Here is a 21,085-nt window from a genome sequence, read left to right on the forward strand (position 1 = left end):
ACAACAACCACAGAGATCGCAGTCGTGGATAACATCAAGCAATTCAACAGCTTCGCCGAGTTCTATCCTTATTACCTGAGCGAACACAGCAACAGCACCTGCCGCCGCCTGCACTTCGTGGGCACGACCCTGGTGATCTTCATCCTCGCCTTCGCCATCGGCAAAGGCGCCTGGCTGTTGCTGCTGGCGCTGCCGGTGGCCGGCTACAGCTTCGCCTGGGTCGGTCATTTCTTCTTCGAGAAGAACCGCCCGGCCACCTTCCAGTATCCGCTCTACAGCCTTCTGGGCGATTTCGTCATGTACCGCGACATGCTGACCGGCAAGGTGCCGTTCTAGGCCTGGCCGGACAGCAAGCCGTCCCGCGCAGCCAGTGCAGGATTGGATCCAAGGCATAGACTCCAGTCGTTGCGCAAAAAACAACAAGAGGATTGCCGATGAACGCTCATGCCCGTTTCACCCACATGAAGGATGGCACCCAGGAAGACTGGGCGATCATCGCCGCGGATTTCAGCGCCTACGCCAAGCAGTTGCCGGCACGCATCGTGGCGCACCTGAAGTTGCTCGAGGGCGATTTTGGCGGCTTCCCGGTGGACCGCCTGACCCACTCGCTGCAAACCGCCAGCCGGGCCTGGCATGACGGTCGCGATGAGGAATATGTGGTCTGCGCCCTGCTCCACGACATCGGCGACACCCTGGGTTCCTACAATCACCCGGACATCGCCGCGGCGATCCTCAAGCCCTTCGTCAGCCCCGAGAACCTGTGGATGGTGGAGAAGCACGGGATTTTCCAGGGCTACTACTTCTTCCATCACCTGGGCATGGACCGGCACCTGCGCGAGCAATTCAAGGACCATCCGCTGTATCTGCGGACCGCTGAATTCTGTGCCAAGTACGACGCCGCGGCATTCGATCCAGAGTACGACAGCCTGCCCCTGAGCTTTTTCGAACCCATGCTCGAACGCCTGTTCGCCCAGCCGAAAAACTCGATCTACAAGGCGGCCATGCAGGAACACGCGCCGGCCTGAGGCCTGCTGCGCAGGCCATCGCGGGCAAGCTCACCCCTGCTTCTGTAGGAGCGAGGCTTGCCCGCGATAACCTCAGATCAGGCGACCGAACCCTCAAGCCAGCTCCGCGACCTTCGCCAGTTCGGCCTTGCGCTGCGCCTCCCGCGCCTGGGCATCGGCCAGGCGATACAGCTCGATGGTGCCGTCCCAATGCTCGATCAGGGCGGTGCACGACTCGACCCAATCCCCGCAATTGAGGTAGTCCACTTCGCCGACCTTGCGGATCTCGGCATGGTGAATGTGCCCGCACACCACGCCGTGCAGCTCACGCTTCACGCATTCGTGAGCGATGGCTTCCTCGAAGTCGCTGATAAAGCTGACCGCGGTCTTGACCTTGTGCTTGAGGTAGGCCGACAACGACCAGTAACCGTAGCCGTAGCGCGCCCGCCAATGATTCAGCCAGCGGTTGAGGGTCAGGGTGAATTCGTAGGCCGAGTCGCCGAGAAAGGCCAGCCAGCGGTGGTAACGGGTGATGACATCGAACTGGTCGCCGTGGATCACCAGCAGGTGGCGGCCATCGGCGGTGACGTGCACCGCCTCGTCCACCAACTGGATATTGCCCAGGATCAGCTTCGAATAGCGGCGCAGGAATTCGTCGTGGTTGCCGGTGACATAGATCACCTCGGTGCCGCGCTTGCTCATGGTCAGCAGGCGGCGGATCACATTGGTGTGTGCCTGGGGCCAGTACATGCCGCCGCGCAGCTTCCAGCCGTCGATGATGTCGCCGACCAGGTAGATCCGGTCGGCGTGATAGCCCTTGAGAAACTGCGACAGATGCTCCGCCTGGCAGTCCCGGGTGCCCAGATGCACATCGGAAATCCACAAGGTGCGCACGCGTTGTTTACGGCTGGGTCTGGCGAGTTCGGCACTGGTCATGGGCACACTCCTGCATTTTTTGCGAGCTTGCACCCGGGCGATTAATCGCCTGTGACAGAAATACGGCAGTCCGATGACAGCGCTTGACCCCAGGCCGCCGGTGTAGACTGCCGTTCTGCCAAGGAGACTGCGATGAGACCGATCCTCACGCTACGCCAATACAGCCACGACCTGATCGTCCACAGCCACGAACACGCGCAACTGGTGTTCGGCCTGTCGGGCCAGCTCGATTTCGAGGTCGACGGCCAGGGCAGCCAGGTGGTCCAGCAGAGTTTCGTGGTGGTGCCCTCCGGCGCCCACCATGCCTGCGGCAGCCCCAACGGCAGCCGCTGCCTGGTGCTCGATGTGCCCGATGAACATTGGCTGGTGCAGTCGCTGGGCGATCACGCCGATGCCAGTCGCCGCCTGCTCGACAACGCCGGGCGCCTGCCCCTGGATACGGCGCAGAGCCAACTGGTCAACTGGCTGGCCGGCAGCCCGGTCAACGACCCGCTGATTGCCCAGCAAGGCGCCGTGCTGTTGCTGGCCAGCCTCAACCAGGCCAGCCCCGCCAGCGCCGGCGGCCGACGCCTGCCCTATGCCGCCCTGAATGCCCATATCGACCAACACGCCGCCCATCCGCTACAGGTGGCCGACCTGGCGCGGATCGCCGGGCTGTCCAGCGCTCGCCTGCATGCACGGTTTGTCGCCGAATGCGGGCAGACGCCGATGGACTACATCCGTAGCCGGCGCCTGCACATGGCCGCCGGCCTGTTGCGCGACTCGGCACTGCCCATCGGTGAAATCGCCAGTCGCGTCGGCTACAGCTCCCAGAGTGCTTTCGCCGCGGCGGTGCTGCGCGAGTTCGGCGTCTCCCCCGGCAAGCTGCGACGCACCACAGGCCACCGCTAGGCTGTCGACAAAAAACGCGAGGATCGCGACAGACCGGATCCCGCCAGGCTTTTAGACTGGCACCGCTCCGCTCAACCGTCTTGAAGGATTGAAATGACTCCGCGTACTGCCCTTGGCGCCCTGCATATCGGCGCATTGATGTTCGGCCTCACCGGTGTATTCGGCAAACTCGCCGCCGCTTCGCCGGCCATCATCGTCTTCGGGCGCGCGGCGTTCGCGGTGCTCGCCCTGGCGTTCTTCGCCCGCTGCGCCAGCAGCATCCGCTGGCAACGGCTACAGGCTACGGACTGGTGGCGCCTGCTGCTCAGCGGCCTGCTGCTGGCCGGGCACTGGGTGAGTTTCTTCATCGCGGTGAAAGTCGCAGGCGTGGCCATCGCCACCCTGGGTTTCGCCAGCTTCCCGGCCTTCACTGTGATCCTCGAGGGGCTGATTTTCCGCGAGCGCATCCGCCTCAACGAAATCGTTTTGGTGGCACTGGTCAGCGTCGGCCTGGTGCTGGTCACGCCGGACTTCGACCTCGCCAGCCAAGCCACCAGCGGGCTGCTCTGGGCCGTGGGGTCGGGCCTGCTGTTCGCCTTGCTGTCGCTGAACAACCGCGCCAGCTCGGCGCGCATCCCGGCGGTGCAGGCAGCGCTGTGCCAGAACGTGGTGGTTGCCTTGTGCCTGCTGCCGGTGGCGGCGCCGGGCCTGAGCGAGGTGCGCACCATCGACTGGTTATGGATCAGCCTGCTCGGCATCTTCTGCACCGGCCTGGCCCACAGCCTGTTCGTCGCCAGCCTCGCGGTGATCAAGGCGCGCACCGCGGCGGTGGTGTTTGCCCTGGAGCCGGTCTACGGGATTACCGTGGCCTGGCTGCTGTTCAACGAAACGCCGACGCTGCGCATGCTGATCGGCGGCGTCTTGATCATCCTTGCCATCGTGGTCTCCAGCAGCCTGTCCGGCTCAAGCAAAAAAACCGTAGCAGCAGAAGCAGCGTCTCACTGAGTGCGGTCGTTGTGACCGAGGTCGCGCTGCGGGTCGATCTGGTCGCGCACCCGCTGCTTGAGCACCTTGGCTTCGGGGAAACCGCCATCGGCCTTGCGCTCCCAGATCTGTACGCCGTCGCAGGTAATGCGGAACGTGCCGCCGGTGGCCGGTTCCAGGGACACCTTGCCCAGGTCGTCGCTGAAGGTGCTCAGCAGTTCCTGGGCCAGCCAGGCGGCGCGCAGCAGCCACTGGCACTGTGTGCAATAGGTGATGACCACTTCCGGTTTACGTTCTGTCATGGTGCTGCCGACTCCTGGGCTCAAGGGCGTCGTTATAATAGCCGCCTTTATCGCTCGCCCCGAGATCCATGATGCGTCGTTTGCTGTCCTGCCTGCTCCTGTGTTTGCTCCCCGTGTTCCTGCACGCCGCCGAGGCGCCACGGCCGAAGATCGGCCTGGTGTTGTCCGGTGGCGCGGCCCGTGGCCTGGCACATATCGGCGTGCTCAAGGCCCTGGAAGAGCAAGGCGTGAAGATCGATGCGATTGCCGGTACCAGCATGGGCGCGGTGATCGGCGGGCTGTACGCCTCGGGCTACAAGATCGACGAGCTGGAAAAACTGGCCCTGGGCATCGACTGGCAACAGGCGCTGTCCGACGCGCCGCCTCGGGAAGACATACCCTTTCGGCGCAAGCAGGACGACCGCGACTTCCTGGTGAAACAGAAACTCAGCTTCCGTGACGACGGCAGCCTCGGCCTGCCGCTGGGGGTGATCCAGGGCCAGAACCTGGCGCTGCTGCTGGAAAGCATGCTGGCCCACGCCAGCGACACCCGGGACTTCGACAAATTGCCGATCCCCTTCCGCGCGGTCGCCACGGACATCGCCAGTGGCGAGAAAGTGGTATTTCGCAAGGGCCACCTGCCCCGGGTGATTCGCGCCAGCATGTCGATCCCGGCGGTGTTCGCCCCGGTGGAGATGGATGGCCGGCTGCTGGTGGACGGTGGCATGACCGACAACATTCCGCTGGATGTGGCCCGTGATATGGGCGTGGACATCGCCATTGTGGTCGACATCGGCACCCCGCTGCGCTCGCGCCAGCAACTGGCGACCGTGGTCGATGTGCTGAACCAGTCGATCACCTTGATGACCCGGCGCAACTCCGAGGAACAACTGGCGTCCCTGCACAAGAGCGACGTGCTGATCCAGCCTCCCCTGGCCAGTTTCGGGGTCACCGACTTCGGCCGCGCCCAGGAAATGATCGACGCCGGCTACCGCGCCACCCGCATCCTCGACGCACGCCTGGCGCCGCTGCGCCGGGCCGAACCTATGGATGCCGAACTCAGCGCCGCGCGCACGCCCAGCCAGCGCACCCCGATCATCACCGCAATCCGGGTGGAAAACGATTCGAAGGTCAGCGACGACGTGATCCGCTACTACATCCGCCAGCATATCGGCGAGCCTCTGGACCTGGGCCGGCTGCAGACCGACATGGGCACGCTGTACGGCCTGGACTACTTCGAGCAGGTGCAATACCGCGTGGTCCACAGAGGCAATGACCACACCCTGGTGATCAACGCCCGGGGCAAACGCAGCGGCACCGACTACCTGCGCCTGGGGCTGAACCTGTCCGACGACATGCGCGGCGACAGCGCCTTCAACCTGGGCGCCAGCTACCGGGTCAACGGCATCAACAGCCTCGGCGCCGAATGGCTGACCCGGGTGCAGATCGGCGATCAGCAGGAGCTCTACAGCGAGTTCTATCAGCCATTGGATGTCGGCTCGCGCTACTTCATCGCGCCTTACATCGGCATCGAATCGCAGAATATCGAAGCCGTGCTGGATAACGACCCGATCGCCGAATACCGCCTGGAGCGCTACGGTTTCGGCCTCAATATCGGGCGCCAGATCGGCAACAGCGGCGAGATCCGCTTCGGCGTCGGCGAGGCCTGGGGCAAGGCCGATGTGCGCGTCGGCGACCAGGACCTGCCCAGCGAAAGCTTCAACGAGGGTTACTACGAACTGCGCTACTCGTTCGACTCCCTGGACAATGTCTACTTCCCGCACGCGGGCGAGGACATCGGCCTGTCGCTGCGCCAGTTCGAACCCAGCCTGGGCTCGGACAAGCGCTACCGGCAGTGGGAGTTCAAGCTGGACAAGGCCCTGAGCAGCGGCCCGAACACCTTTATCCTCGGCGGTCGATATGGCCGGACCCTGGATGAGGCCGAAGTGGTGACCTCGAGCTTCGTGCTCGGCGGCGCCCGCCAGCTGTCGGGCTTCCGCCAGGACGCCCTGTCGGGCCAGAACATCAGCCTGATGCGGGGCGTCTACTACCGGCGGCTGACACCCCGCTCCTACCTGCCCCTGGACTTCCCGCTGTATATCGGCGGCTCCCTGGAGCGAGGACGGGCCTGGAACAACGACAACGAGTTCGACAGCGGCTACATCAACGCCGCCAGCGTCTTCCTCGGCTTCGACACGCCGCTGGGGCCGCTGAACTTCAGTTATGGCATCAACGACGACAACCAGAAAGCGGTCTACCTCAACTTGGGCCAGACGTTCTGAGGCTGGGCGTCCGACTCGGCTTCGGCCTTGGTGCCGGAGCCAGGCTCGTCTGGTTCCTCCAGGCGCCAGACGATCGAGTCGGCATTGAAGGGCGCCGGTGTGGCAGCGGGAGACGCCGGAACGCTGGCGGGCTCGGAAGGTGCGATCAGGTCCCAGTCGACATCGATCGAAGGCTCGCGATCGGCAAGCCGCTCTCCTGCCACGGGCTGTACCGGAGCAACCGGGGGCGTTGATCTCAACGACTCCCGGGCTGCCACTGTCGTCACAGCAGTGGCCAGCGTTCGTGTGGGCCGGTTCTCGGGGGTCAACCGCGCGTCCGCTACGGCTGCGGACTGACGACGGCGACGCATGACCAGCACCACCAGCAAGGCCGTCAGCAGCAAGGCGGCAAGCATCAGCCAGGGATTCGAGCCTTCGGCCTCTGGCGCCTGTTCGGTTGGCGGAGGTGGACTGACGGCGGTGGGCGTCGCGGGTACAGGTGCGGAAGCCGGGGCAGGATTATCAGCAGGCTTGCTCCGGACTTCGGCCAACTGACGTTGCAGCTCCACCAGCTGTTGCTGCTGGCGCGCCAGTTGTTCGTCCCGCTGCTGCAATGTGTTCTGCAGCGCTCGGGCCTGGTCCTGCAATTGCTGGTTGGCCTGCAGGGCTTGCGCCAACTGTCCGGCCACCGGATCAACCGCCTTGGCCGCCGCTGGGGGAGCCTGGGTGGCAATCGTCGGTTCAGGTTTCGCGACCTCCCTGGCCGGGGCCGGCACTATCTCAGGGCTGCCCGGGGGATCGATCAGCAGCGTGTATTCGCGCAACTGCCGGCCATTGGCCTGGTTCACCTGCAACAGGAAATCCAGGAACGGCTCGTTCACCGGCTTGCTCGACACCACCCGGATCACCCTGCGTTCACCCTGCAGGATCGGGGTAAAGCGCAAGTCCTCGAGAAACGGCAAGCGCTCGATACCGGCCTGCTTGAACTCGCCGGCCGTCGCCAGGCTGACCGCCAACTCGCCCTCCTCCAGGCCTTGCGCCTGCACCAGGGCGATCTCCGCCTCCAGCGGCTGGTTCAGCGCCGAATGCACGGTGATTTCGCCCAGGCCCTCCGCCGAGGCCAGGGGCGAATACAGGGTCGCCAGCAACGGCAGAAGGAGCCAGGGACGATTCCCCAGACAAGATGACCCGACGGCGCCGCGCAGAGCGGCCAGCAGACTCTGGAACATGAGCAACCTTTTTTGAGGACCGAAAGCGACCACAGCGGCGATACGCTGGCTGCGCATGCCGCTGTGGACCTGGTATTTCTTATAGTCCGCCGGTGTCGGTAGCTCAAAAATCCGCGGCGCTAGTTATGCCTCAAGACTTTTCCAGATTGGCCAGAATATGCGCGTGAACCCGCATGCATACCCGCATATCCTCTTCATCGACACCGACGAACAATTCACTGCGCAAGGCGGTGGCGATGGTTTCGATCTGCTCGATCAAGGGCAGCGCCGGGGCGCACAGAACGATCTTCTTCGCCCGGCGATCCTCGACCACCGACTGCCGTTGCACCAGGCCCTGGGTTTCCAGGCTGTCGAGCAGCCGCGCCAGGGTCGGTCCTTCGACGCCGACACTCTGGGCAAGTTCACGCTGGGTCGGAGCTTCATCGAAACGGGCGAGGTGCAGCAGCACCAGCCAGCGGGCCTGGGACAGGCCAAGTCCGGCCAGACGGCGATCCAGTTCGGCGCGCCAGCCTCGGGACATCTGCGCCAACTGCATGCCAAAACGGTGTTGATCGGTTAACGGCATAGACAACTCATGAGTTAGTAGACTGAAAATTAAGAAAAACTAATTATTAGTCAGCTAAGCATGACAGTTGCCGAGTGGCAAGGTTTGCCATGAACTGAATCGTTACATCTTGCCGCCGGACAATTCACATTTCGAATTCCGATTCCAGCGCCGCACGCACGCAATACAGCACACCTTCCGGCACGCGACCGGCAAACAGCTCGGCCACTTCGCTCACCGAAGGCAGCTCGCCTTCGCCGTCGAGAAAGGCGTCCTGGATCTCGCCGAGCAGGTCTTCCGGCAAGTCCAGCGCCTGCTCCAGGGACAGCTGCTGCTTGCCCACGGCTTCGGCGAGCATTGTGTAAACGTTCTTTTCCGAGCACTGCAATTGCCCGGCGATCTGCAGCGGCGTCATACCGGCGCGGGCCAGGGTAATCAGCTCGTGGCGGATGTCGGCCACCACTTTCGGCACTTGGGCCTGGCCGCCCAACACTTCGAGGAACGCCTCGCCGTAGCGCTCCAGTTTGCGCGCGCCGACGCCGCTGACCCGGGCCATTTCCGCCAGGGAGCCGGGCTGGCTGCGGAGCATTTCCAGCAGGGTAGAGTCGGGGAAAATGACATAGGGCGGCACGCCATGTTCTTCCGCCAGTTTGCGCCGCAGGGCGCGCAAGGCTTCCCACTGTTCGCGCTCTTCGCCACGTACCAGTTGGCTGGCCTGGCTGGTGCTGCTCTTGGCGGCGGTCTGCGGCTTTATGTCGCGGCGCAGCTCCAGGCTCACCTCGCCCTTGAGCAGCGGCCGGCAGCTGTCGCTCAGACGCAGGCCGCCGTAGCCTTCCAGATCGATGTCGGCCAGGCCGCGGGCCACCAGTTGGCGGAACAGCGAGCGCCATTCGCCTTCGCTACGCGCCTTGCCCACGCCGAACACGGAAAGATGCTGATGGCCGAAGCTGCGGACCTTTTCCGTGTCCTTGCCCAGCAGCACGTCCACCAGGTGGCCGACGCCATAACGCTGGCCGGTACGATAGATCGCCGACAGCGCCTGGCGCGCCGGCTCGGTGGCATCCCAGGTCTGCACGCCATCGACACAGTTGTCGCAATGGCCGCATGGCTGCGGCATGTCTTCGTCGAAGTAGGCCAGCAGGGTCTGGCGCCGGCAGCGGGTTTCCTCGCACAACGCCAGCATGGCATCGAGCTTGTGCTGCTCCAGGCGCTTGTGGCGCTCGTCGCCCTCGGAGTTCTGCAGCATCTGCTTGAGCATCAGCACGTCCTGCAGGCCGTAGGCCATCCAGGCATCGGCAGGCAGGCCGTCACGCCCGGCACGCCCGGTTTCCTGGTAATAGGCCTCGAGGGACTTGGGCAGGTCCAGGTGCGCCACGAAACGCACGTTGGGCTTGTCGATACCCATGCCGAAGGCGATGGTCGCGACCATGATCAGCCCTTCCTCGTTGAGGAAACGCTTCTGGTGATAGGCGCGCAGTTCGCTGGGCAATCCAGCGTGATAGGGCAACGCCGGGAAGCCCTGCTCGCAGAGGAATGCGGCCACCTCGTCGACCTTCTTGCGCGACAGGCAGTAGACGATGCCGGCGTCGCTGCGCCGTTCGCTGAGGAACGCCAGCAGCTGCTTGCGTGGCTGCTCCTTGGGAACGATGCGATAGAAGATGTTCGGACGGTCGAAACTCGAGAGGAAACGCTCGGCATTCTGCAAGTGCAGGCGATTGACGATTTCCTCGCGGGTCCGCTTGTCGGCGGTGGCGGTCAAGGCGATGCGCGGTACCTGGGGGAACATTTCCGCCAGTTGGCCCAGTTGCAGGTATTCCGGGCGGAAATCATGCCCCCACTGGGACACGCAATGCGCCTCGTCGATGGCGAACAGGGCGATGTCGAGGTTCTGCAGGAAGGCCAGCATCCGCGGCTGCACCAGGCGCTCCGGCGCCAGGTACAGCATCTTCACTTCGCCACGCCGGATGCGCGCGGCCAGGTCGCGCTGCTGCTCGGCGCTCAGGGTGGAGTTCAGCGCCGCCGCGGCGACCCCGAGTTCTTCCAGGGTCGCGACCTGATCGTCCATCAGCGCGATCAACGGCGAGACCACCACCGCCAGGCCCTCGCGCAGCAGGGCCGGGACCTGGAAGCACAACGACTTGCCGCCGCCGGTAGGCATCAGTACCAGGGCGTCGCCGCCACTGGCCACACGCTCAATGATCGCACCTTGGCGGCCACGGAAACTGTCGTAGCCGAAGATGTCCTTGAGGACGCGCTGAGCCTGTTCGAGCATGAAAAACTCCAAAAATCGCTGAAATCCCTGTGTGCAGGCTGGCCGAAAAGACCACGGTTTTCACTGACAAATCCGTTAGCGGACTTTTCCTGGACCGTTACGACGCCTGCCGGGCATCACAAAACGCGCAAGTATACCCGAGCACTTGCCGGCGAAGGGCGACGACAATGGACCGCTGGTAACCTTCAGGCTCTGCATGAAAAGTGGCTGCACGCTGGGCGCCTTCGGCGCTACGCAGGCCATGCTGCGCGCTAGACGCCTACGGCGTTACGCAGAAACAGGCTCGGAATGCTCATGTAGGTCCCTACAGTCGGGCGCGACCCCGGCCGTTCCTCGCCTGTTTTTGCCTTGCCTGGCCTTCGCTCGCCGACTTTCCTGCAAAGCCTGGAAGCGCGCAAATATGCGCTGCGGCTGGCCTGAGCGCTCAAGAAGGCCTAGAATTCAGCATCGTTTATTCCCAAGGTAGTCCTTCAATGTCCTTCGCTGAGCAATTAACCCGCCTGCAAGCCTTCCTCGACGCCGATGAGCTGCATGACGAGGCGCTGGACTATGTGGCCGCCCACGGCTACCTGACTGCGCTGTCCATCTGTTCCGAAAGCGTTCCCGACCGTGAGTGGATCGACGCCCTGTTCGCCGAGGAGCCGCACTACAGCGACGCCGCCCAGCGCGAAGAGATCGAATCCACCCTGATTGCCCTCAAGGCCCACATCGCCCGCCAACTGGCCTCCGACGAAGAGTTCGAGCTGCCGTGCGACCTCGACCTCGGCGACGAGCCGGACGACTCCGACCTGCGCGGCTGGTGCATCGGCTTCATGGAAGGCGTGTTCCTGCGCGAAGCGGCCTGGTTCGAGACCGCCGAGGAAGAAGTCAGCGAGATGCTCCTGCCGATCATGGTTGGTTCCGGCCTGTTCGACGAGCAACCCGAGTTCTCCGACATCGCCAGCGATGCCAATCTGATGGACGACATGATCGTGCAGATCCCGGAAGCCCTGACCGCGCTGTACCTGCTGTGCAACGCGCCGGACGAAAAACCGGCCATTCTCAAGCCCCGCCACCACTGAGTCACTGCCTATGGCCAAGCCCATAGGCAACCGCCCCCTGATCCTGCGTTACGTTCTGCTGGCCATCGGCTGGCTGAGCGTAGTGCTGGGGGTGACCGGCATCTTCCTCCCGGTATTGCCCACTACCCCTTTCCTGCTGCTGGCCGCCGCCTGCTTTGCCCGCAGTTCGCCGCGCTTCTATCAATGGCTGGTGGACCATCCGCGGCTCGGCCCATGGATCCGCGATTACCTGGACGGCCACGGCATTCCGCTCAAAGGCAAGGTCTACGCCATCGGCCTGATGTGGCTGAGCATCGGCCTGTCCTGCTACCTGGTGCCCCTGCCCTGGGCCCGCGGCTTCATGCTGACCAGCGCGGTGCTGGTGACGATCTACATCCTGCGCCAGAAGACCCTGCACAGGCCTTGAGCCCGGCCCCTGCGCGCCTCCTTCCTCTGCTCGTGGCAACCCGACCAGCTGCCCATGCTCGCGAAAAATACCGCCTAGACTTCAGAAACCTGCATTCGAGCAGCCCGCCATGCCCGCACGTTCGCGTCGCCCCGAGTGGACACTGCTCCGGCCTCGGCTGGCCGGCTGGTCGCTGTTGCTGGTCTGTTTATGGACCGACCCGGGCAATGTGCGGGCGAACTGGGAATTCGTTTCTGTCCTGAGCACCTTCGAGCACCGCCATCAGGTCCTGGGCCCGGCCCGGGAGCGTCTCGACGCCTGGAACCAGTTATTGCAGGACGTGACCGGGCAACCGGAAGACGAACAACTGAATGCCATCAACCGCTTCTTCAACCAGCAACTGAGCTTCAAGGAGGACCAGCGCACCTGGCAGCAGAGCGACTATTGGGCCACGCCGATCGAGGCCCTGCTCAAGGGCGCCGGGGATTGCGAGGACTATGCGCTGGCCAAGTATTTCAGCCTGCGCAGCCTGGGGGTTTCCAGCGACAAACTGCGCCTCACTTACGTCAAGGCCAGGCGCGGCAACCGGCCGCACATGGTCCTGGCCTATTACCCCAGCCCCGGCGCCGGACCGCTGATACTGGACAACCTCAGCAACGACATTCGTTCCGCCGCCCAGCGCCAGGACCCGAACCCGGTATACGCCTTCAATGCCGAGGGGCTGTACCTGCCCGGAGCCGCGGGCGACACGCGCAGCATCGATCCGAAAAAACTCTCGCGCTGGCAGGACGTGCTGAAAAAGATGCAGGACGAGGGCTTCACCGTGGGTAATGGCTGATCCGACAAGGAGTGCCGAATGTCGCTACTCAAGCAACTGTTTCTCGCCATCTGCCTGTTCCTGCTGGTGGCCTTCAGCGGCAGTTTTTTTGTCAGCCTGGAAAGCTCCCGCGAGCAGATGCTCAGCCAGTTGCGCTCCCACGCCCAGGATGCGGCCACCGCCCTGGGCCTGTCCCTGACCAGCCAGGTCGACGACCCGGCGATGATGGAACTGATGGTCAGCTCGATCTTCGACAGCGGCTACTACAACAGCATCCGGGTGGTGAACATCGAAGACGAAAGCCTTCTGCTGGAGCGTTCGGTGCCCGCCAACATCGAAGGCGTCCCCCAGTGGTTCGTCAGGCTGGTGAACCTGCACCCGCAAGGCGGCGACGCCCTGGTCATGCGCGGCTGGGAACAGGTGGCGCGGGTGGAGGTGCTGAGCAACCCGCAGTTCGCCCTGGCCAGGCTCTGGGACAGCAGCCTCGGCGGCCTGCTCTGGCTGCTGGTCTGCGGGCTGCTCAGCGCGGTGTTCGGCGGCTGGCTGCTGCGGCGCCAATTGCGACCGCTGGATGCCATGGTCAGGCAGGCCGAAGCCATCAGCCATCGTGAGTTCATCAGCCTGCCGACGGCGCCACGCACCCCCGAACTCAAGCGGGTGGTCCTGGCCATGAACCAGATGGTGGAAAAACTCAAGGCCCTGTTCACCGAGGAGGCTGCGCGCAGCGAGAAGCTGCGGGCCGAGTCCTATCAGGACAGCCTGACCGGCCTGGCCAACCGGCGCCTGCTGGACGAACAGCTCGGCGATCAGTTGCTGCTCAACGAGCAGAGTGGCGATGGTTACCTGCTGATGCTGCGGGTCAACGACCTCAGTGGCCTGAACCAGCGCCTGGGCGGCCAGCGCACCGACGCCCTGATCAAAAGCATCGGCGACCTGCTCAAGCGCATCGGCACCCAGGCCGACCGGCGCCACTGGCTGGCGGCGCGCAATCGCGGCGGCGAATTCAGCCTGCTCACGCCGGGCCTGGACAGCCGCGGCGCCGAGCGCCTGGCCATGGAAATCAGCGCCACCCTGGAGAACCTGCGCCTGACCGGGGCCAGCGACTGCACGCCGGTGGCGCACCTGGGCATCGTCGCCTACCGGCCGGGCGACCCGCTGAGCGGCGTATGGCTGCGTCTGGACCAGGCGCTGGCGCAGGCCCAGCAGCACCCCGAACGTCCCTGGGCGCTGCTGCAGGACTTCGCCGCCGGCCCCAGCCAGACGCAGCATGACTGGCGCGCCTGGATCGACGACGCCCTGAGCAACGGCAAGTTGAAGTTGTATTTCCAGCCGGTGGTGCAGTGCGCCGACACCAGCGAGGTGCTGCATCACAAGGTGCTGGCGCGCTTGCTCGACCCGCAGGGCGAAGCCATCGCCGCCGGGCATTTCCTGCCCTGGTTCGAGCGTCTCGGCTGGTCGGCGCGCTTCGACCTGGCCATGCTCGAACACACCCTGGATTATCTGGTCGAGCATGCCTGGCCGCTGGCCCTGAGCCTGTCCGGCAGCACCCTGCGCGACCCCGACGCCTTGCAGCGGATCCTCGACCAGCTCAAGGCCCTGCCCGACCTGGCCAGGTTACTGACACTGGAGATCGACGAACGCCAACTGCCCTCGGCCAGCGAGTTGCAGCAATTGAGCCAGCGCCTGCGGGACAGCGGCTACCGGATCGGCCTGCAACATTTCGGCGGCAACTTCAGCCAGATCGGCAACCTCGCCCACCTCGGCCTGGCCTACCTGAAAGTCGATGGCAGCTACATCCGCGACATCGACCGGCAAAGCGACAAACAGCTGTTCATCGAGGCGGTATTTCGCGCCACCCACAGCATCGACCTGCCGCTGATCGCCGAACAGGTCGAAACCCAGGGTGAACTGGACACCCTCAAGGCCCTGGGCCTGTTCGGGGTCATGGGGCGTCTGATCGGCCCACCGCAACCGATGTAGCCCCTCCCCCGCCCGACCCCGACGCCAGCCTCGGGCGAGGCTGGCGCCGGGCCCGTCGGGCCTCAGACGGTATCGACCTTCAACGAATGGTCGTTGAGCATGCCGTTGATGATGGTCGCGGTATCCGCGCCACCGGCGATCACCCCGCCAGCGCCCGGCGTCACCCCGTAATGCGCCGCCAGGTTGACCCCGGCCAGGTCGATGGTCTGGCTCGGCGTGGCCCCCGCCGCCGCGCTGACATCGATGCTGGTGACCAGCGACGGGCCGCTGCCGGTGACGGTGAAGTGCAGGTAGTCATCCAGCGATGCGCTGCTGGCGTTCTCGCCTTGCAGCAGTTGCGACAGGTCGAGCTTGTCGGTGCCCGGCGTAAAGTCGGTGACCAGGTCATGCCCGCTGTTGCCCTGCTGCCACTGGAAGGTGTCGCTGCCGCTGCCACCGGTCAGGGTGTTGTTGCCCAGCCCGCCGATCAACAGGTCGTCGCCGCCACCGCCGTTGAGCACATCATTGCCCAGGCCGCCGGTGATGATGTTGGCGTTGCTGTCGCCGGTCAGGCTGTCGTTGTAGTTGGAGCCCACCAGGTTTTCGATGGCGGCCAGGATATCGGTGCCCGCGCCGCCGGTGTTCTGCGCACCGAGCAGCGCGAGGTCGACCGTGACCCCGGCACTGGCATGGGCGTAGCTGGCAGTGTCGTTGCCCGTGCCACCGTCGAGCAGGTCGTTGCCCGGCCCGCTGAACAGCAGGTCGTTACCAGCGTCGCCGTGCAGGATGTTGTTGCCGCTGCCGGCGACGAGCACGTCGTTGCCGTCGCCGGCATTGATCAGGTTGTCGCCGCTACCGGCCAGCAGCACATCGTCGCCAGCGGTGCCGGTCAGGGTATGGCCGCCTTGATAGCTGATGCTCACCGCCGCGCTGTCGCTGCCGCCATGGCTGTCGCTGGCGGTGTAGGTACCGTGGTAATCCGGCGTGGACTCCTGGCCGCCAGCGTAGTTGACGGTCATGGTCAGTTGGTAGTTTTCCGAACCGTTGGCGTTGCCGCCGCTGGGGTTGGTCAGGTTGGTGATATGGATCTGGTAGGTGCCGTCCGCCCCCGCGGTGAACGAGCCACCGTCGGTAATCGCGGTGTAGGCCCCGCCATTGAAGGCGTACTCCATGCCCACCCGGCCCGCCGTCAGGTTGTGATCCAGGTTCAGGGTCTCGCCCTGCTTCAGGTTGACGCTGATCACATCCTCGTCGTTGTCATTGCCGTTGTTGATGCTGCCCAGGAAGCCGCTGATCACCACCGCGGCCGTCATCGCCGCCGTATTGGCATTGAACGAGGCCCGGGCGACGGTCAGGGTCTGGCTGGACCCTCCGGTGAAGCCGATGGTCTGCAGGCTGCCGGCGGTAAAGTCCGCCCCCGGGGACAACCAGCCGGTGTTGAAGCTGGTCGGCGCGGCCGTCAGCGGATCGCCGTTGGCGTCGCTGTCGTTGGCCAGCAAGGCATCGGCCGGTACCACGATAGTGCCCGACAGAATGTTGGTGATGATGTGGTCGTCGCCCGCCACCGGCGCCGCGTTCGGATTGACCTTGACCACCAGGGTCGAGCTGGCCAGGTCGCCGTCGTTGTCGCTGACGGTGAAGCCGACCGTCTCGGTCAGCACCACGCTGGTGATTTTCTGCGAGGTGTAGGTGTAGTCGCCCGTGTCGAGTTTCACCACCAGCGTGCCGCCATTGTTAGTGGCGATGCTGAGGCTGTTGTCCAGGGTGTTGAAGGTGCCGTGGTTGACCCCACCGCTGAAGCTCAGCGAGCCCTGGTTGCTATTGCCGTTGGGGTCATAGGTGTAGGTGGTGCCATCGACCACCAGGGTCTTGATGAAACCGCCGTCGGCGCCGAACGAGCCGCCTTCGCCGAGCAGCGAGCCGGTGACCGGGGTGCCCTGTACCGTACCGGCCAGCACCGAGTCGAGCTGGTTCAGGTCGGTGACCACCACGGCATTGGTGTCGATGTGGGTGCTGCCGTCATAGGCCAGCGGGTCGAGGTTGCTGTTGCTGACACCGCTGCCCAGGCCGATTGCATAGTTCTTGATGCCGTTGGCGTCGAGGAAGGCTTTCCAGGCGGTCTCGTCAGCGGCGCCGATTTCCTGGCCATCGGTGGGCTTGCCGTCGGAGAAGAAATAACCGACGTTCTGCGCGCCGCTGATCTGGCCACTGGTGCCGAACGCCAGCTTCGCCGCGGCCACGGCCGCATCGTAGTTGGTGCCGCCGCCCGCGCTCAGTGAGGCAATGATCGACTTGGCCGTCGCCACATCGACCCAGATCGGCGTCTTGTCCGTGGCGCTGCTGCTGAAGGTGACGATCTGCACCTTCACATCGCCCATGTCGTCGTACTTGTCGAGCAAGGTGCTGATCGCCTGCTTGGCCAGCTCCAGGCGCGACAGGCCCGGTACCCCGGACGGATCGGCCATGCTGCCGGAGACGTCGATCACCAGCAGCAGGTTGGAATCGACTTCCAGCGCGGTGACCGCACGCTCGCTGGCGACCGCCTGGGGCACGTCGTCGACAATGCTGATCTGGATGGTGCTGGTGGTGGTATTGCCCACCGCGTCGGTGGCCTTGTAGGTGAAGCTTTCGCTCAGCACGTTGGGGCCGTCGTTGGCAATCGGCGAGGTTTTTGGCGCCGAGGTCAGGGTGTAGCGGTAGGTGCCGTCGGGGTTGAGCAGGATCTGCCCGTAAGTGCCAGTGGCGCTGCCGACCAGGGTGTAGGTGATCGCCCCACTGCCGCCGATGACCGAGCCGACCAGGGTGCCGGTGGCGGTTTCGCCGGTATTGCCCGGGTCACTGCCGATCACCGTGCCGGCCGCCAGGTCCTGGCCATCCTTGTTCAGGTCCAGGGCTTTTTCGAAGACAGTGACATCCTGGTCAGTGACCGCCCTGAGCTCGTTGCCGCAGATCTGGATGGTGATGGTGGTGGTGCTTTCATCGCCGTCCGCGTCACGCACGGTGTAGACGAACACATCCTCCGAATCGGGAGCGGTGACCGAGTTCGGATAGCTGTGATAGGTCGCGTTGCCGAAGGCGTCCAGGGTCAGCGTGCCATACAGGCCGTTGATGGTGGTGTTCAAACCGCCAATGGCCGAGGTCGAGGTATCGCTGCCGGCGCGCACGCCGACCACCGCGCCCGTGGCTGCCGGCCCATCGGCTCCCCCAACGTCGTTACCCAGCACGTTACCGCTGATGGTGGTGCCTTCGTCGGCCATCACCACGTCAGGATTCGCGGTGGGCAAGTCATCGACGATATTCACATCGATCACCCCGGAGGCACTGCTGCCGTCGCCATCGCTGGCGAACACAGTGAAATGCTCGGCGATGCTGTTGGCCCCCAGCCCCGTCGGGTGATTTTCATTGTCAAGCAAGGTGTAGCTGTAACTGACGACACCGGTGCTGGCGTCGTAACCGTTAATGGTCAGGACGTTGCCCAGGGCGGTCATTATCGATTGCGGGAAGCCCGCGGCCACTCCGCCGGTCACCACATTGATCCCGCCCACGGTCAGGGTTTGCAGGCCGTCCGGCGCGCTAACGGCGAAGAAGCCGCTCTGGGTCAAGGCCGGGGCATTGGGGCTGGTACCGTCGCTGAGGTGCTTCTCGTAGACCGTCAGCTCGCCACCCGGGACATCCAGGCAGTAGAGGGTCACGCAGTCATCGTTGTTATGGATGTCCAGCACCAGGTTGGCGGTGCTGGAGTCGCCGTCGGCGTCGGTGATGGTGTAGGCGAAGGTCTCCGTGCCGTTGCCATTGCCGTACAAGGCCTTGAAGTCGGCATCCTCGGCATTGAGGGTATAGGTGTAGGTGCCATCGGCTGCGAGAACCAGGGTGCCGTAGGTGCCGGTGAAGGTGCCGGCGGTGACTGGACCAGTAGGTACCCGGTCGGCGCCTTGTATATCGTTGGTCAGTACGTTGCCACTGAGCACCAGCTGGCTTTCCGAGGCGACGCCGTTGCTGTCATTGACCGCTGTTGGCAGGTCATCCACCACGTTCACATCCAGCGAACCGCTGGCGGTGCTGCCATCGACATCGGTCGCCAGCACACTGAAATGTTCGCTGAGGCTGTTGGCGCCGTTGGCGGTTGGGTGATCCTCGTTGTCCACCAGGGTGTAGCTGTAGCTGATCACCCCGGTAGCCGCGTTGTAGCCGGTGATGGTCAGGGTATTGCCCAGGGCGGTGGTCACCGATTGCGGGAAGCCCGCGGGCACCCCGCCGGTCACCACATTAACTCCGCCTACGCTCAGGCTCTGCAGGCCGTCCGGCGCGGTCACGGTGAAGGTGCCGCTCTGGGTCAGCGCCCCCGCATCCGGACTGCTGCCGTCCGCCAGGTGCTTCTCGTAGACCGTGACTTCGCCGCCTTCGGCATTGAGGCCCTGAATCACCACCGAGTCGTCGTTGTTGTGCACCTGCAACACCAGGTTGGCGCTGCTGGTATCACCGTCGGCATCGGTCAGGGTGTAGGTAAAGGTCTCGGTGCCGCTACCGCCGCCCTGAAGGGCGAGGAACGCCGAATCACCAGGGTGCAGGGTGTAGGTATAGGTACCGTCGGCCGCCAGTACCAGGGTGCCGTAGGTACCGTTGAAGGTGCCGGCGGTGATCGGCCCGCTGGACACCCGGTCGGCGCCCTGTACATCGTTGGTCAGCACATTGCCGCTCAGGGTCAGCTGGATTTCCGAGGCGACACCATTGCTGTCGTCGACCGCCGTCGGCACGTCATCGACCACATTGATATCCAGCAGGCCACTGATAGTGCTGCCGTCGACGTCCGTGACGGACACCGTGAAACTCTCACCCAGCGCGTTGCTACCGTTGCCGGTCGGGTGCGCGTCATTGGCGGCCAGGGTGTAGCTATAGCTGACCACGCCAGTGCCGGGGTCGTAGCCGGTGATGGTCAGGGTATTGCCCAGGCCGGTGGTGATCGATTGAGGGAAGCCCGCAGCCACTCCGCCGCTGACCAGGGAGAGACCGCCGACCGTCAGGTTTTGCAGGCCGTCGAGCGCCGAGATGCTGAAGGTGCCGCTCTGGGTCAGCGCGCCCGCATCCGGGCTGCTGCCGTCCGCCAGGTGCTTCTCGTAGACCGTGACCTCGGCGCCTTCGAGGTTGAAGCCGCGAATCACCACCGGATCGTCGTTGTTGTGCACCTGCAGCACCAGGTTGGCGGTGCTGCTGTCACCATCGGCATCGGTCAGGGTGTAGGTAAAGGTTTCAGTGCCACTGCCGCCGCCCTTGAGCGCGAGGAATGCCGGATCGCCAGTGTGCAGGGTGTAGGTATAGGCACCGTCGGCCGCCAGCACCAGGGTGCCGTAGGTGCCATTGAAGGTACCGGCGATGATCGGTCCGCTGGGCACCCGGTCGGCGCCCTGCACATCATTGGTCAGGACATTGCCAGTGAGTACCAGCTGGCTTTCCGAGGCGACACCATTGCCGTCGTTGAACGCCTGGGGCACATCGTCGGTAATGTTGATGTCCAGCGAGTTGTTCGCCGAATCGCCATTGCTGTCGCTGGCCAGCACGGTGAAATGCTCGCTCAGGTTGTTGGCGCCATCGGCGGCGGAATGGATTTCGTTGCCGACCAGGGTGTAGCTATAGCTGACCGTACCCGTGGCAGGATCGAAACCGGTGATGGTCAGGGTGTTCCCCAGGGCAGTGGTGATCGACTGGGGAAAGCCCGCGGCCACCCCGCCACTGACCACGACGATCCCGCCCACACTGAGGTTGAGCAGGCCGTCGGGCGCGGAAACACTGAAGGTGCCGTTCTGCACCAGCGCCGCCGGATTGCTCGCCGAGCCTTGGGGCAGATTGGCTTCGCTGAGGGTCAACTCGCCATTGGCGACCGACAGGCCGCCCAGGGTGACCGGGTTGTTCGGTGGGGGTGGCGGTGCGATACCGCTGTCGTCGCTTGGCGGTACCGCGGCAATCCGCTCAGGCACGAATTCGGGAATTCCGTTGAAGCCCGCGGTGGGGAAACCAATGACCGGCTCGACCCGACCCGCGACTTCTTCAAGCAGTACAAAGGTGTGCCCGCCGCCCAGGGCGCCGGCGGTGCCACCCGTGGCACCGGGGCCGGCCGCCGTGGCTTCGCCGGTTTGCGTCGGGTCGGCACCGGCAGCAATGGCTTTCTGCAGTTGCTCGACATCGGTCAGCTGCGCCGCGCTGGGGGTCACGGCTTCCGGAGTCTGTACATGGGGCGCCTGGTGCGCCAACAGTTGCGGAGTCAATTGCAGGCTGCTGTCGCGCCCGAGGGTCAGTTCCTGGCCGTTCTGCAAATGCACGGCCACCGCGCCTTGCGCACCGGTCACCAGTTGATCCCCTGCGAACAGACGATCGCCTTCTACCAAGACGCGCCGGCTGCCATCCGCCGCGACCGCTACTACCTGCCCGATTACCTTACTGACGACGCCGATCAACTTAGCCATGAGCACTTCCTCCGCTGCCGACCG

General features: G+C 64.5%; 15 protein-coding genes. 9 read left to right on the forward strand and 6 right to left on the reverse strand.

Translation table 11 applies throughout. The features are described from left to right. Positions 1-24 precede the first annotated feature (24 nt). Both NRG23_RS11290 and NRG23_RS11295 read left to right on the forward strand, forming a co-directional pair. Positions 25-336, forward strand: coding sequence for a DUF962 domain-containing protein (locus NRG23_RS11290; RefSeq protein ID WP_016702281.1), 312 nt, complete (start codon positions 25-27; stop codon positions 334-336). Between the two features lie 98 nt (positions 337-434). Further along, positions 435-1,025 (forward strand): HD domain-containing protein, encoded by a 591-nt coding sequence (locus NRG23_RS11295; RefSeq protein WP_028681954.1) that lies wholly within the window; start codon positions 435-437, stop codon positions 1,023-1,025. Positions 1,026-1,118: 93 nt separating this feature from the next. Here the strand turns inward: NRG23_RS11295 and NRG23_RS11300 are convergent, their stop codons facing one another. Beyond that, complete coding sequence (locus tag NRG23_RS11300; RefSeq protein WP_009042684.1) at positions 1,119-1,940, reverse strand: UDP-2,3-diacylglucosamine diphosphatase; 822 nt, start codon at positions 1,938-1,940, stop codon at positions 1,119-1,121. A 132-nt stretch (positions 1,941-2,072) separates the two neighbouring features. On the opposite strand from NRG23_RS11300, the gene NRG23_RS11305 reads away from it, so the two are divergent. After that, positions 2,073-2,831: an AraC family transcriptional regulator gene (locus tag NRG23_RS11305; protein ID WP_257374626.1), complete on the forward strand. Its 759-nt coding sequence runs from the start codon at positions 2,073-2,075 to the stop codon at positions 2,829-2,831. Positions 2,832-2,924: 93 nt separating this feature from the next. Continuing rightward, on the forward strand, positions 2,925-3,815 hold the full coding sequence (locus NRG23_RS11310; protein WP_110177053.1) for a DMT family transporter: 891 nt from the start codon (positions 2,925-2,927) through the stop codon (positions 3,813-3,815). Here the strand turns inward: NRG23_RS11310 and NRG23_RS11315 are convergent. Next, positions 3,809-4,096, reverse strand: a complete 288-nt coding sequence (locus tag NRG23_RS11315; RefSeq protein ID WP_009047647.1) for a SelT/SelW/SelH family protein — start codon at positions 4,094-4,096, stop codon at positions 3,809-3,811. The genes NRG23_RS11310 and NRG23_RS11315 overlap by 7 nt on opposite strands. A 71-nt stretch (positions 4,097-4,167) precedes the next feature. On the opposite strand from NRG23_RS11315, the gene NRG23_RS11320 reads away from it, so the two are divergent. Beyond that, positions 4,168-6,357, forward strand: a complete 2,190-nt coding sequence (locus NRG23_RS11320) for a patatin-like phospholipase family protein (protein WP_257375069.1) — start codon at positions 4,168-4,170, stop codon at positions 6,355-6,357. On the opposite strand, the gene NRG23_RS11325 is transcribed toward NRG23_RS11320, so the two are convergent. The 3 genes from NRG23_RS11325 to recQ form a co-directional block, all read right to left on the reverse strand. Continuing rightward, positions 6,330-7,565 carry a peptidoglycan-binding protein LysM gene (locus NRG23_RS11325; RefSeq protein WP_257374627.1) on the reverse strand — a complete coding sequence of 412 codons (1,236 nt, stop codon included), beginning with the start codon at positions 7,563-7,565 and terminating at the stop codon, positions 6,330-6,332. The two genes, NRG23_RS11320 and NRG23_RS11325, sit on opposite strands and share 28 nt — an antisense overlap. 130 nt (positions 7,566-7,695) lie before the next feature. Continuing rightward, positions 7,696-8,130 (reverse strand): MarR family transcriptional regulator, encoded by a 435-nt coding sequence (locus tag NRG23_RS11330; protein ID WP_007929752.1) that lies wholly within the window; start codon positions 8,128-8,130, stop codon positions 7,696-7,698. A gap of 124 nt (positions 8,131-8,254) precedes the next feature. Beyond that, positions 8,255-10,381: a DNA helicase RecQ gene (recQ, locus tag NRG23_RS11335; RefSeq protein ID WP_009047644.1), complete on the reverse strand. Its 2,127-nt coding sequence runs from the start codon at positions 10,379-10,381 to the stop codon at positions 8,255-8,257. 473 nt (positions 10,382-10,854) lie between these two features. Here recQ and NRG23_RS11340 point away from each other — a divergent pair, with 473 nt between their 5' ends. From NRG23_RS11340 to lapD, 4 genes are all read left to right on the forward strand, one after another. After that, entirely contained in the window at positions 10,855-11,442 is a 588-nt protein-coding gene (locus tag NRG23_RS11340; RefSeq protein WP_007929756.1) for a YecA family protein, read from the forward strand. Positions 11,443-11,452: 10 nt separating this feature from the next. Then, a complete protein-coding gene (locus tag NRG23_RS11345; protein ID WP_016702286.1) occupies positions 11,453-11,848 on the forward strand; it encodes a YbaN family protein in 396 nt (131 codons plus the stop codon). A 109-nt stretch (positions 11,849-11,957) separates the two neighbouring features. Next, positions 11,958-12,665, forward strand: coding sequence for a transglutaminase-like cysteine peptidase (locus tag NRG23_RS11350; protein ID WP_009047642.1), 708 nt, complete (start codon positions 11,958-11,960; stop codon positions 12,663-12,665). An 18-nt stretch (positions 12,666-12,683) separates the two neighbouring features. Then, a complete protein-coding gene (gene lapD, locus NRG23_RS11355) occupies positions 12,684-14,624 on the forward strand; it encodes a cyclic di-GMP receptor LapD (protein WP_257374628.1) in 1,941 nt (646 codons plus the stop codon). Between the two features lie 62 nt (positions 14,625-14,686). Here lapD and NRG23_RS11360 read toward each other — a convergent pair whose 3' ends face one another. After that, positions 14,687-21,061 (reverse strand): retention module-containing protein, encoded by a 6,375-nt coding sequence (locus tag NRG23_RS11360; protein ID WP_257374629.1) that lies wholly within the window; start codon positions 21,059-21,061, stop codon positions 14,687-14,689. Positions 21,062-21,085: the final 24 nt, after the last annotated feature.

Source organism: Pseudomonas sp. T8 (genome assembly GCF_024610635.1).
GTDB lineage: Bacteria > Pseudomonadota > Gammaproteobacteria > Pseudomonadales > Pseudomonadaceae > Aquipseudomonas > Aquipseudomonas chlororaphis_I.

What these genes read in the sequence shown, in the direction of transcription:
- NRG23_RS11295 (WP_028681954.1), top strand. Translation starts at nt 435, where the DNA reads ATGAACGCTCATGCCCGTTTCACCCACATGAAGGATGGCACCCAGGAA.
- NRG23_RS11300 (WP_009042684.1), bottom strand. Translation starts at nt 1,940, where the DNA reads ATGACCAGTGCCGAACTCGCCAGACCCAGCCGTAAACAACGCGTGCGC.
- NRG23_RS11305 (WP_257374626.1), top strand. Translation starts at nt 2,073, where the DNA reads ATGAGACCGATCCTCACGCTACGCCAATACAGCCACGACCTGATCGTC.
- NRG23_RS11310 (WP_110177053.1), top strand. Translation starts at nt 2,925, where the DNA reads ATGACTCCGCGTACTGCCCTTGGCGCCCTGCATATCGGCGCATTGATG.
- NRG23_RS11315 (WP_009047647.1), bottom strand. Translation starts at nt 4,096, where the DNA reads ATGACAGAACGTAAACCGGAAGTGGTCATCACCTATTGCACACAGTGC.
- NRG23_RS11320 (WP_257375069.1), top strand. Translation starts at nt 4,168, where the DNA reads ATGCGTCGTTTGCTGTCCTGCCTGCTCCTGTGTTTGCTCCCCGTGTTC.
- NRG23_RS11325 (WP_257374627.1), bottom strand. Translation starts at nt 7,565, where the DNA reads ATGTTCCAGAGTCTGCTGGCCGCTCTGCGCGGCGCCGTCGGGTCATCT.
- NRG23_RS11330 (WP_007929752.1), bottom strand. Translation starts at nt 8,130, where the DNA reads ATGCCGTTAACCGATCAACACCGTTTTGGCATGCAGTTGGCGCAGATG.
- recQ (WP_009047644.1), bottom strand. Translation starts at nt 10,381, where the DNA reads ATGCTCGAACAGGCTCAGCGCGTCCTCAAGGACATCTTCGGCTACGAC.
- NRG23_RS11340 (WP_007929756.1), top strand. Translation starts at nt 10,855, where the DNA reads ATGTCCTTCGCTGAGCAATTAACCCGCCTGCAAGCCTTCCTCGACGCC.
- NRG23_RS11345 (WP_016702286.1), top strand. Translation starts at nt 11,453, where the DNA reads ATGGCCAAGCCCATAGGCAACCGCCCCCTGATCCTGCGTTACGTTCTG.
- NRG23_RS11350 (WP_009047642.1), top strand. Translation starts at nt 11,958, where the DNA reads ATGCCCGCACGTTCGCGTCGCCCCGAGTGGACACTGCTCCGGCCTCGG.
- lapD (WP_257374628.1), top strand. Translation starts at nt 12,684, where the DNA reads ATGTCGCTACTCAAGCAACTGTTTCTCGCCATCTGCCTGTTCCTGCTG.
- NRG23_RS11360 (WP_257374629.1), bottom strand. Translation starts at nt 21,061, where the DNA reads ATGGCTAAGTTGATCGGCGTCGTCAGTAAGGTAATCGGGCAGGTAGTA.